Source organism: Anoxybacillus pushchinoensis (genome assembly GCF_900111795.1).
GTDB lineage: Bacteria > Bacillota > Bacilli > Bacillales > Anoxybacillaceae > Anoxybacillus > Anoxybacillus pushchinoensis.
Genome location: NZ_FOJQ01000062.1, coordinates 1 through 11,247, shown reverse-complemented (window position 1 = coordinate 11,247; position 11,247 = coordinate 1). Strand labels below are relative to the sequence as shown.

The window sequence follows — 11,247 nt, the reverse complement described above, 5'->3', positions numbered from 1 at the left end:
CGACCTCATGACCCCAGCTGCAAGGAGATATTTCGACAATATTCGTTTTCATCCTTCCGATGGTGCCGAATTTTTTTCGGCATGGGGGTCTATCCTATTTTCAGCAAAATATAGTTAAGGCGATTCATCTCCCACTTACTCCGCTTCGTTGAAGTGGGAGTCTTCTCGCCTAATTAAGATAAAAAAGAAAGGAATTTGAGCGACGATGAGACTTGGAGCCCGCGTCTTTAAAACCGGGATTGCGATTACATTTGCATTAGTTTTAGCAAAATTGTTGCAGTTACCTTCCCCTGTATTTGCTGGCATCTCTGCTGTATTTGCGATGCAACCGACCATTTACCGTTCATACTTGTCCTTAATTGAACAAGTGCAAGCAAATGTCATCGGTGCGGTTTTTGCGATTGTTTTTACACTTATTTTCGGACACGATCCATTTATTATCGGATTAACTGCCATTTTAGTCATTGCGTTATTTCTTCGTCTTCGTTTAGAATCTTCCATTTCTATCGCGCTTGTAACGGTCATCGCAATTATGGAATATACGGGGGAACACTTTATTGAATTTGCGCTTATTCGCTTTTCTACGATTATGCTAGGTGTGTTGTCCGCGTTTGTCGTGAATTTAGTTTTCCTTCCACCGAAATACGAGAAAAAACTATATACGAAAATTGTCGAATATACAGAACAAATTTTAAAATGGATTCGCATGAATATTCGCCATGCATCTGAGCACCATCTGTTGAAGGAAGATATTGAAAAGTTTAAAGAGAACATGATGAAGCTTGACCAACTTTATTTACTCTACAAAGAAGAACGAACGTATTTCCGTAAACATAAATATAGTAAGTCGCGCAAACTTGTCCTGTATCGACAAATGATTGTTGCAACAAACCGCGCCTTGCAGACGTTAAAGCTACTGCATCGTTTAGAAAACGAGCTGTCGCATACACCTGCTGAACTTCAAGATGCAATAAAAAACGAACTCGATTGTTTATTAAATTACCACGACCAAATATTGCTGAAGTTTATCGGGAAAGCAAAATCTGATCCACAATCACAATTTGCAACGGAAGCGTGTTCTGGAAAAAAAGGATTAATTCGCTCGTTTTTAAACGATTATGTCGAGCAAAGTGTTCAACAGGAAAATTATCAGCTGTTTCCTCTAATCGGAGCGATTATTGAATATAGTCACCAACTCGAACATCTAGACACGCTTATTGAAAGCTTTCACCATTACCATAAAGAAGAGCATACGATCCCTACTCCAGAACAAGAATAAAAGATGTCCCGCCAAAGAAACGGGACATCTTTTTTAGCTTTCCCTTCCGTAAGCACTCTGGAAACACTAGACACAAGCAAGAAGCCGCTGTTTTAAAATACAGTATGTACCTTTTTCACTTTCCATACATAATAAACTTTTTATACCAATGTTCAACAACTTCCGGAGCGAACGGTCCCTTTTTTTCCCTAATCCATTGAACTAATTTTTGAATATTATTTTTTAAAATCTCGTCAATGATATCAGGATAATTCATTTGTTCCCGATGCCGCTCATATTCATCATGATCTAATATGTCATACTGTCCGTTCGGAAATACTTTGATGTCTAAATCATAGTCAATGTATTTCAACGCTTCTCCATCCCAAACGTAGGGAGAGCTCATGTTGCAATAGTAATACACACCTTCTGACCGAATCATCGCAATAATGTTAAACCAATGCTTCTCATAAAAAAAACAAATGGCCGGCTCGCGTGTCACCCACGTTCTTCCATCAGCTTCCGTCACAAGTGTGCGATCATTGCCGCCAATGATTTCTTCTTCGCTTCCCTTCAACACGACTGTCTCATTCCATGCCCGATGAATATGCCCATCATGTTTATAGCTATGAATTTGAATAATCGCCCCTGTCTGTGGATAATCCATACATATTCCCTACTTTCGTTCGACGCTTTTTCTTCTATTATAACGTTAATGTACAAGGAAGAAAAAGGGCATCGGACGAAAACCGATACCCTTCTCCTGTTATTGATTTTTTTTCGCTTCTGCTTTTGCGTTTTGTTGCTTCACGTGTTGAACATCAGTTTCAGTCGCAAACTCTGTCCCATACTGGCCAGCGTTTTGCTGTTTTACGTGCTGAATATTTGTTCCTGCTACCGTTTTGTTCGGTTGTTTGTTCATGATGCTCACCTCCACGGTTATTACTTTGTATCATTTGTCGAGAAAATATCCGTATGAATAATTTTTGTTTCATTTTCCAAACTACATGAAAGAGGTGAGAAAAATGTATGTTGGACGCGACTTGACAGCCCTTCAAATGATTCCGAAACAAAAGTGGAAAGATAGCGAACTCGCTTTTTTCCATCACGCTCTTCAACAAGTCACTCCATATTTAAACGTTGAAGGACAGACGATGCATCGTGAAATTATTGAGGAAATTGAAGCGAGGGGCGGTTTACATCGGAATGAGGCAACATATACAAATGGAACATGCGTATTTTATGAGTAAAGGTGATTGACTCACCTTTACTCATACGCTTGCCATATTTTTTGGTACACAACTGGAAATGCGTAAGATGCAAGCTCCTCGATCGTTACCCACTTGCGCGTTGGAACATCTACTGTAAGCCCAATCGCTTCTCCTTTATACGCTTCAATGTGCCATACAACGTGGGAGAAGACATGCTGAAACGTACCAATTTGTTGTACTGAGCGAATCACAACACCATATCTTTCGCTTATTTCCTTTATAAACGCTTGGTCGTCTGCTGTCGGGGCATGCTCGTCATTTGGAAACTGCCATAAATTCGCTAATAATCCGCTATTCGGACGTTTTTCAATCAAGATGCTCCCCTTTTTATCAGCAAGTACAATAGCGCGGAAAGAAACATGTTTTGGCGCCTTTCCTTTCGTTTTTACAGGCAACTTTCCTTCTGCCCCTTCTGCAAATGCGCGACAGTGACGCTGCACAGGGCATAGGAAGCAACTTGGACTTTTCGGTGTACAAATGAGCGCGCCAAGCTCCATTAACGCTTGGTTAAAATCAGACGGATTATCGTGCGCAATGATACAAGAAACAAGTTGTTCAAACTTTTTTCGCGTGCTCCCTTTTGCAATGTCATCTGTTATATAAAAAATGCGCGATAACACCCGCATGACATTCCCGTCAACCGCGGGCTCAGGAATGTCGTAAGCGATGCTTAATACCGCACCCGTTGTATATGGTCCAACTCCTTTCAACGACGAAAATTGTTCCTTCGATGCCGGCACACATCCATCGTATTTTTCTTTCACTTCTTTTACCGCTGCATGTAAATTGCGAATGCGCGAATAATATCCAAGCCCTTCCCATGCTTTCAACACTTCTTTTTCCTCTGCTTCAGCGAGGGCGTCTAAAGTCGGGAACTTTTCGATAAACTTATAAAAGTAAGGAATGACCGTATCGACGCGCGTTTGTTGCAACATCACTTCCGATACCCATATTTTGTACGGATCTTTTTCTTTTCGCCAAGGCAAATCGCGTTGTTCTTTGACGAACCAATGAATTAAATCGTGCTGAAATTGTTCAATATGAAAATGGTCCAATATTTGTTGTACATTTTCTTTCACGTTCATTCCTCCATGGTGGTAAACTAAAAATGAGTACAATCGGAAAAAGGAGGCCTTTTATTTGGATACAGGTACACACGTTTTAATGGGATTTGCATTAGGTGGATTGGCGACGCTCGATCCAACGATTGCGAACGATCCGACGCTAGCTCACGCGGTGCTTATCGGTACGCTCGTTGGTTCCCAAGCACCTGATATTGACACCGTTTTAAAATTAAAAAATAACGCCAAATATATTCGGAATCATCGCGGCATCACCCATTCCATCCCCGCGTTATTTGTTTGGACGCTGCTCATTAGCGTTGCCCTTTTTTACGTGTATGGTGCATCGTTTTTTCACATCGCGCTTTGGACGTTTATCGCTGTCAGTTTTCATGTGTTTGTCGACATATTTAATTCATATGGAACGCAAGCGTTACGTCCTTTTTCAAAGAAATGGGTTGCTCTTGGGATAATTAATACGTTTGACCCTTTTATTTTTGTTGTTCATGTAGCCGGAGTCGTCCTATGGCTGAACGGGCACCATGCTGGGTATACGTTTCTTGCTGTGTACGTTGTGCTCATTGGTTACTATATCATTCGCTTTCGTCAACAACAAGCAATAAAGCGCAAGATCAAACAAATGTTTTCGGATGTCGAACAAATCATTACCGTACCGACAATAAAATGGAATGAATGGCATTTAGCTGTGACAACATCAACCCACTTTTACGTTGCTCGCTCGCAAAGAGGGGCGATTAACGTACTCGACATATTCGAAAAATGCCCTATTCCAAACATTCCTGTCATTGAAAAAGCAAAACAAGATGAAAATTTAGTGGCATTTTTGTCGTTTTCACCTGTATATCGCTGGGAAGTTCATGAGTATGACGACCATTATGAAGTGCGTTTTATTGATTTGCGTTACCGAAGCAAAGATCATTATCCATTTGTTGCGGTCGTGCAGCTTGATCGCGACTTAAACATTGTTAGCTCCTATACAGGATGGATTTTTAGCGAGAAGAAATTGCGCAAAAAACTAGAACTTATTCCAAGCTAAAGTAAACGGCGGTGTTCATAAATCACCGTCTATTGATGAATACTATACGTGTGCTTCAAGAGCACGACATCACATCTGGGGGGACTAACAGTGGGCAATAAAGAACGAGGCTTTCCGAATCAAAACAACGAAAAATTAGAAGGTGAGCCACGCGCAAAAGCGGAATACGCATCAAAACGTGCAAACGGAACAATTAATACGCACCCTCAAGAACGAATGCATGCGTCAAGTAAACGTGGCGACATCGAGGAGGAATAAGATGGGTAAACATCAGCGTAAAAAATTTTATGATAACCGTTATTCCGATCCTTTCCCACAACCGTGGGCAAATCCGAAGCACGCCCATGCCCAAGTAAACGGTGAAACACAACAATCGCAAAGCTTAATGATTTTGCATTCCGAAGTAAGCAAACGGAAAATATGACGAAAAGAGGTTGACATGCCCGTCAACCTCTTTTCTTTAGCAATGAAATAGGTAACGCTACTTCTGTATCTGGGTCATTCAAGCGATATCCCCATGCGAATACACCGTTCACATACTGAAGTTTAAATAACGACTGTGGGTCTCCTTCAATTTCGTAAAACTCTCCTGGTTGAAAGTTATCGGGATTTAACAAATACGACTTCGCCACAGCCATTTTTCTTTCGTACACCGCGTATTCGTTTACCATGCCCATTTGTTCTGCTTTCCGAGCCTTTTCAGTCAATGCAGCAATTTCCTGCTTTAACTCCCATTCGCTCATTTCACTATATCGTTTCTGTTCCATTCCCCTCACTCCGCTTTATACGAACTTCATCTTTATCGTATCATAAGGGGAGCTAAAACACATAGATCAAAAGAAGGCTAAGTATTCCTGTCATCAATACGTAGTAAAGCATCGGAATGAGCGTCATGCGAATAATTGTCCCTTCTTTTCCAGCTAGACCAACAACAGAAGCGGCTGCAACGACATTTAATACACAAACCATGTTCCCTGCATTCGCCCCTAACACTTGTCCAGCGATAACGATATGATGTGGTACTTGAATTTGATCCGCAATGCTAAATTGAAATAAAGAAAACATCATATTACTAAACGTTGCACTACCTGAAATAAATGAGCCGAGCGCACCAATTAAAGGAGCAACTAATGGCCAAGCCGCTCCAACAGCACCCGCAACCATCGAAGCTAATTCAATCGGCATACTTGCAAGCCCAGCATCATTTACACCGGAATTAATGAAAATGCGAACCATCGGTACCGCTGTACCGAGCGCAATCGCGCTACCGATGAGCGTATACGCCGACTCCTTCATCGTCGCTAAAACATCTTCACGCTTCATTTTATGCATAAATATAGTTATGACAATGACGACGAGAAAAATCGTTCCCGGCAAATATAAAGGCTCAATCGCTGTACTAATGTTTGTTCCTAAAATGTTGTTAAATTGTAGCTCCACGGAACGAAGCCATGCTTTTAACGGCAAGTTTTGTAGGCGCGTCAACACTAAAATGATCGCAACAAGAATATACGGCATCCATGCAAGTAAAAGTGGCATGTCGCTTTTTTTCACGCTTGTTTCCGTTTGATGCTCATCCGTCTTCTTAAAATCCCACGGCTCTTTTGGTAATAAAAATCCTTTTTTTGCTGCTGGTACAACAATCGCTAAACCGATTAATCCACCGATCATCGATGGGAACTCTGGCCCTAAGAAAGAAGCGACAAGAAACGCCGGGACGGTGAAGCTAAGTCCAGCAAATAAAGCAAACTTCCAAATTTCAAACCCTTCTTTCCACGAGCGATTTTCACCGAAAAAGCGCGTTAAAATAAGCACTAAAATAAGTGGAATAAACGTACCGATAATAATATCAAAAGACACTGCTTGTTTTGCGAGCGTTTGAAGAAACGAAGACAAATCGGTTGTACCGATGACGTGTTGTACCCGCTCAGCAACAGCACTTCCTTCACGAAGCCCTTGATCGACTCCGACAAGAATTGGTGTTCCAACCGCTCCAAATGAAACAGGGCTACTATCCGCAACAAGCGCTACAACAACAGCTGCAAGCGGTGGAAACCCTAAAGCAACAAGAAGCGGGGCGCCAATCGCCGCAGGCGTCCCAAATCCAGCTGCGCCTTCAATAAATGCACCGAATAACCATGCGATAATGATAACTTGCACGCGACGGTCACGCGTAATACCTAAAAATCCGCTACGAATCGCGTCCATTGCCCCACTTTTCGTTAACGTATTTAACAATAAAATGGCACCGAAGATAATCCATAAAATTGAAATGGCTACAATGACACCTTCAATCGTTGCCGCTGCCACTTGAATACCGGGCATTTTCCAAACAAACAACGATAACACGACCGTAATTACAAAACTAATCGGCATCGCTTTTGCCGCTGGAAGACGCAACAAAACGAGAAACAGAAAGACCGCTAATACCGGTGTAGAAGCTGTTATCACCTGTAAAAAACTCATATTGTTCCCCTTTCTTTGTTGTAATATAATGACATAAGACATTATACCATAAGTTTGTGTAATAATTCACAATAACATTTGACTACTTCATGACAACTGCTTATGTATACGTTTTCCAAATTATTGTGAATGTATCATACACGAAAGGATGAAAATAATGGAATATATTGTTATTACAGGAGCTGGTACAGGTCTCGGAAAAGAACTCGCCCTTTTATATGCACAAAAAGGATACGAAGTCGTTCTAATCGGAAGGAGAAAAGAACCGCTTCAAAAAGTGCAACAACAAATCGAGTCATCAGGTGGAAAGGCTATTGCGTTCCCGCTTGATATTACAAACGACGAACAAGTACAAGAAGCAGCCGAAACGCTTTGTCGTACATATTATGTAACGACGCTAGTTAACAATGCAGGCGTGGGTCATTTCGGTCCACTTGAACAAATGACGGAGCAACATATTCACGAAATAATTGACATTAACGTCAAAGGCACGATATATATGACGAAAGCATTTCTTCCGTATTTTAAAACGCTACCTCAAGCTAATATCATAAACATTATTTCAACAGCCGGTTTGCGCGGTAAAGTAAACGAAAGTGTATATGTCGCAAGTAAATTTGCTGTGCGCGGATTTAGCGAAAGTCTTGTGAAAGAGCTCGCCAACACAAACGTCGCCGTCACTGCTGTATATATGGGAGGCATGGCTACACCGTTTTGGGATGACTCCGACCATATTCAAGACCGCTCTCGCCTTCGTTCACCAAAACAAGTAGCCGAAAAAATTATTAATGAGTATAAGCGACAAGCTGAAATCATCGTGGAGTAGGAGGAGTTAGTCCTCCTTTTTCTTTTCTAAAAACTGTTCAATTAACGAAAGCGAAAAACCTTTTCGGTATAGTGCCTGCTTCATTTTTTGTTCGTACGTGTAACGATCATATTTTTCGTAACGGCGATGTGCTTTTTCCCCGTAATATATGAGCGCTTCCCATTCCGTTCCATCATCTGCAGTCACATGCTGTTTTGCCATTTCAACAATATGTGAAGGAAAACCTTTCATATGCAACAGTTGTGCAATGTATGCTCTTTGTTCTTGATGCGACCGTTTTTTCGATTGCTTATTTATTTTTTCCACCCACTTGATCGCTTTGTCTCGTTGCATATCCTCTGTATAGCGTTCCATCGCTTGTGCGATCACATTTTCACTTATCCCTTTATCCATTAGCTCTTTATAAATCACATAAGGTCCTTTCATTGTCGTATTTACTTGCGTTTGCACGTACGCATGTGCAAATTGCTCATCGTCTATATATCGTTCCTGTTGTAGCTTTGCAATCACTTGTTCAATCGTCCGAACATCTATGTCCCTTTTTTTCAAATAGTCAACAACTTCTTGTTTCGAGCGCATACGGTAAGCTAAAAAACGAAGCGCCATCTTATACGCTTGTTTTTCATCATCTTTTTTCATCATTTCCATCCATTGCTCTTCTGTTACCGTCATTCCTTTTTTTAGGCGATACTCAATCAATACGTCTTGATCAACAGACATGATTTGTTTCTCTCCATCTTCTTTCACAAAATGAACGTAAAAACGTTCTACATTTTTTCGATCCACTTCAATTTTTTCAATCCACATCTTGAAAACACACCTTTTCTTTCTTTTTTTATTCAAACAACGCATAATAAAGGAAAGGAGGGAAAAATAATGAATATTTTGATTGCTGGAGGAACAGGATTTGTAGGTAAGGCGCTAACAGCATATTTTACACAAAACGGACATCATATGTATATATTAACGCGAAATGCACAAAAACGGGAGAACGATCCGTATATTCATTATGTACAATGGTTAACAGATGACGCAAATCCTCACGAACAACTTCCTTCCATTGATATAATCATAAACTTAGCTGGTGAATCAATTAATAGTGGACGATGGAACGAAACGAGAAAGCGCGCAATTATGGAAAGTCGATTACAAGCGACACATGCCATATATGAACTCATTACAAAAATGAGTAAAAAACCGCAAGTGGTTATTCAAGCGAGTGCCATCGGTATTTACGGCACATCGCTTAATGACACATTTACCGAACGTCGCGAAACAATCGGGATAGACTTTTTAGCTCAAACCGTGAAACGATGGGAAGAAGCTGGGCGACGCATTGAATCACTTGGCGTGCGCACGGTATTTATGCGGTTTGGCATTATTTTAGGTAAACATGGTGGCGCCCTGCCACGCATCGTTCTTCCTTACAAATGGTTTATTGGTGGAACGATCGGAAGCGGGAAACAATGGATGTCGTGGGTGCATATCGACGATGTCGTCGGTGTAGTAGATTTTGCGATTCGAAATGGAAATATATCGGGTCCGGTCAACGTCACCGCCCCACAACCTGTAACAATGAAGCAGTTCGGAAAAACAGTCGCAAACATATTACATCGCCCACACTGGCTACCCGTCCCATCATTCGCGTTACAATTGCTGTTAGGAGAAATGAGCATGCTCGTGTTGGAAGGACAACGCGTCATCCCAGAAAAACTACTGCAAGCTGGCTACCGTTTTTCTTTTCCAACTATTGATCGAGCGCTAGCGAACATACTACAATCGTAACGAATACAATAATAGAAAAAGAAATAAGGGAGCTTGCTATGAAAGACATATTACTAAAGTACGGTACGATATACCCAATCACTTCCCCGCTGATGAAAGGGGCAGATGTACGTATTAAAAATGGAAAAATTGTGGAGATAGGCTATGACCTTCCTGTATATGAACAATCAGAAGTTATTGATGTATCAGGAAAATACGTCTTCCCTGGGTTTATTGACGTACACACACATCTCGGCCTATACGATGAAGGGACAGGATGGGCTGGAAACGATGCTAACGAAACAATCGAGACGATGACGCCGCATGTGCGTGCCATCGATAGCGTATATCCGCTTGATCCTGGTTTTCGCGATGCGATTGAACATGGGATTACAACGGTTCATATTATGCCCGGAAGTGCAAATGTCATCGGAGGAACGACCGCAGTCATTAAAACGTACGGAAAAAACGTCTCAAAAATGATTGTGAAAGAAACCGCAGGTCTAAAACTCGCCCTTGGAGAAAATCCAAAGCGAATGCACAGTCAAGGAAATAAAGAATCGCTTACACGTATGGGGATTATGGGGATGCTTCGCGAGACGTTTTATAACGCCAAATATAGCGATTGGCCACACGATTTTCGTACGATCCCTATCATTCAGGCGTTAAATCGCGACATCCCGATTCGTGTTCACGCCCATCGTGCTGACGATATTTTATCCGCGATCCGCCTAGCTGACGAGTTCGGGCTTGATTTGCGCATCGAGCATTGTACAGAAGGGCATCTCATCGCTGAAGAACTACAAGGAAGAAACTTGCACGTTTCAGTCGGACCGACACTTACCCGCCGCTCGAAAGTAGAACTGAAAAACAAAAGTTGGAAAACGTATAAAATTTTATCCGATGCTGGTGTTCACGTCTCAATTACGACAGACCATCCGTATACACCTATTCAATATTTACACATTTGCGCGGCGATCGCTGTACGCGAAGGACTTGATGAACAAAAAGCGCTCGAAGGCATTACCATTTTACCAGCGCGAAATTTAGGAGTGGACGACCAAGTCGGCAGCATAGAAGTGGGCAAAGATGCTGACATTGTCGTTTGGAATTACCATCCGTTTCACTATCTCGCAACTCCTATATTCACCATGATAAACGGGGAAATAATATACAAGAAAAATTAATAAAAAAACTATTTACCTGAATCCGTGACAAAACATCTTTACAATGGTCGCAAACCGTTGATACGATAAGGGAAAACGACGTTGACGACTCTTCATCAAGTAGGTGAATGTGATGAAAGATTTCCCGATTCGGTTTGTATTGACAGATGAAGCGATTACCCCAAGTGCTGGGCTTGCTCTCGTGGGTTACTTACTGCACCAAACGAAGCTGGATAAGCGAGTAAACGCCCTTCGGCTCCCAACGGTTCGTCGAGATGTGCACATTTCCCATAGCGACGTCATTCGCTCGATGATCGGCTTGCTTGCCACAGGAAAAACGGATTTTGATCATATCGAAGCGTATCGTCAGGACGATAT

14 protein-coding genes and 1 pseudogene are annotated in these 11,247 nt (G+C 41.7%); 9 read left to right on the top strand and 6 right to left on the bottom strand.

Going from position 1 to position 11,247, the window contains the following annotated elements:
* The first annotated feature begins 205 nt into the window (after positions 1-205).
* Complete coding sequence (locus BM213_RS12600) at positions 206-1,279, top strand: FUSC family protein (RefSeq protein WP_091704703.1); 1,074 nt, start codon at positions 206-208, stop codon at positions 1,277-1,279.
* A 115-nt stretch (positions 1,280-1,394) separates the two neighbouring features.
* On the opposite strand, the gene ntdP is transcribed toward BM213_RS12600, so the two are convergent.
* Together ntdP and BM213_RS12590 are read right to left on the bottom strand one after the other, a co-directional pair.
* Positions 1,395-1,925: a nucleoside tri-diphosphate phosphatase gene (ntdP, locus tag BM213_RS12595; protein ID WP_091704700.1), complete on the bottom strand. Its 531-nt coding sequence runs from the start codon at positions 1,923-1,925 to the stop codon at positions 1,395-1,397.
* Between the two features lie 99 nt (positions 1,926-2,024).
* Positions 2,025-2,180, bottom strand: a complete 156-nt coding sequence (locus BM213_RS12590) for a gamma-type small acid-soluble spore protein (protein WP_091704697.1) — start codon at positions 2,178-2,180, stop codon at positions 2,025-2,027.
* A 103-nt stretch (positions 2,181-2,283) separates the two neighbouring features.
* On the opposite strand from BM213_RS12590, the gene BM213_RS12585 reads away from it, so the two are divergent.
* The gene (locus BM213_RS12585) at positions 2,284-2,508 is read left to right on the top strand and encodes a cytosolic protein (RefSeq protein WP_091704695.1); all 225 of its coding nucleotides are present in this window, start codon (positions 2,284-2,286) and stop codon (positions 2,506-2,508) included.
* A gap of 17 nt (positions 2,509-2,525) precedes the next feature.
* Here the strand turns inward: BM213_RS12585 and mutY are convergent, their stop codons facing one another.
* On the bottom strand, positions 2,526-3,614 hold the full coding sequence (mutY, locus tag BM213_RS12580) for an A/G-specific adenine glycosylase (RefSeq protein ID WP_091704692.1): 1,089 nt from the start codon (positions 3,612-3,614) through the stop codon (positions 2,526-2,528).
* 55 nt (positions 3,615-3,669) lie between these two features.
* Here mutY and BM213_RS12575 point away from each other — a divergent pair, with 55 nt between their 5' ends.
* From BM213_RS12575 to BM213_RS12565, 3 genes are all read left to right on the top strand, one after another.
* The gene (locus BM213_RS12575) at positions 3,670-4,647 is read left to right on the top strand and encodes a metal-dependent hydrolase (protein WP_091704689.1); all 978 of its coding nucleotides are present in this window, start codon (positions 3,670-3,672) and stop codon (positions 4,645-4,647) included.
* Between the two features lie 90 nt (positions 4,648-4,737).
* The gene (locus tag BM213_RS12570; RefSeq protein ID WP_003397928.1) at positions 4,738-4,905 is read left to right on the top strand and encodes a small, acid-soluble spore protein K; all 168 of its coding nucleotides are present in this window, start codon (positions 4,738-4,740) and stop codon (positions 4,903-4,905) included.
* A gap of 1 nt (position 4,906) precedes the next feature.
* Positions 4,907-5,071, top strand: coding sequence for a YpzG family protein (locus BM213_RS12565; RefSeq protein ID WP_091704686.1), 165 nt, complete (start codon positions 4,907-4,909; stop codon positions 5,069-5,071).
* A gap of 22 nt (positions 5,072-5,093) precedes the next feature.
* Here BM213_RS12565 and BM213_RS12560 read toward each other — a convergent pair whose 3' ends face one another.
* Both BM213_RS12560 and BM213_RS12555 read right to left on the bottom strand, forming a co-directional pair.
* Positions 5,094-5,414 carry a YfhH family protein gene (locus BM213_RS12560; protein ID WP_003397926.1) on the bottom strand — a complete coding sequence of 107 codons (321 nt, stop codon included), beginning with the start codon at positions 5,412-5,414 and terminating at the stop codon, positions 5,094-5,096.
* 52 nt (positions 5,415-5,466) lie between these two features.
* Complete coding sequence (locus BM213_RS12555) at positions 5,467-7,113, bottom strand: L-lactate permease (protein WP_091704681.1); 1,647 nt, start codon at positions 7,111-7,113, stop codon at positions 5,467-5,469.
* A 157-nt stretch (positions 7,114-7,270) separates the two neighbouring features.
* Between BM213_RS12555 and BM213_RS12550 the strand changes: the two genes are divergently transcribed.
* On the top strand, positions 7,271-7,939 hold the full coding sequence (locus BM213_RS12550; RefSeq protein WP_167357413.1) for an SDR family NAD(P)-dependent oxidoreductase: 669 nt from the start codon (positions 7,271-7,273) through the stop codon (positions 7,937-7,939).
* A gap of 6 nt (positions 7,940-7,945) precedes the next feature.
* On the opposite strand, the gene recX is transcribed toward BM213_RS12550, so the two are convergent.
* Positions 7,946-8,746 (bottom strand): recombination regulator RecX, encoded by an 801-nt coding sequence (gene recX, locus BM213_RS12545; RefSeq protein ID WP_091704675.1) that lies wholly within the window; start codon positions 8,744-8,746, stop codon positions 7,946-7,948.
* A 69-nt stretch (positions 8,747-8,815) separates the two neighbouring features.
* Here recX and BM213_RS12540 point away from each other — a divergent pair, with 69 nt between their 5' ends.
* From BM213_RS12540 to BM213_RS12530, 3 genes and pseudogenes are all read left to right on the top strand, one after another.
* Entirely contained in the window at positions 8,816-9,724 is a 909-nt protein-coding gene (locus BM213_RS12540) for a TIGR01777 family oxidoreductase (RefSeq protein WP_091704673.1), read from the top strand.
* A gap of 38 nt (positions 9,725-9,762) precedes the next feature.
* Positions 9,763-10,890 (top strand): amidohydrolase, encoded by a 1,128-nt coding sequence (locus BM213_RS12535; RefSeq protein WP_091704671.1) that lies wholly within the window; start codon positions 9,763-9,765, stop codon positions 10,888-10,890.
* Between the two features lie 112 nt (positions 10,891-11,002).
* A pseudogene (locus BM213_RS12530) lies at positions 11,003-11,247 on the top strand (IS1380 family transposase); the annotation flags it as partial.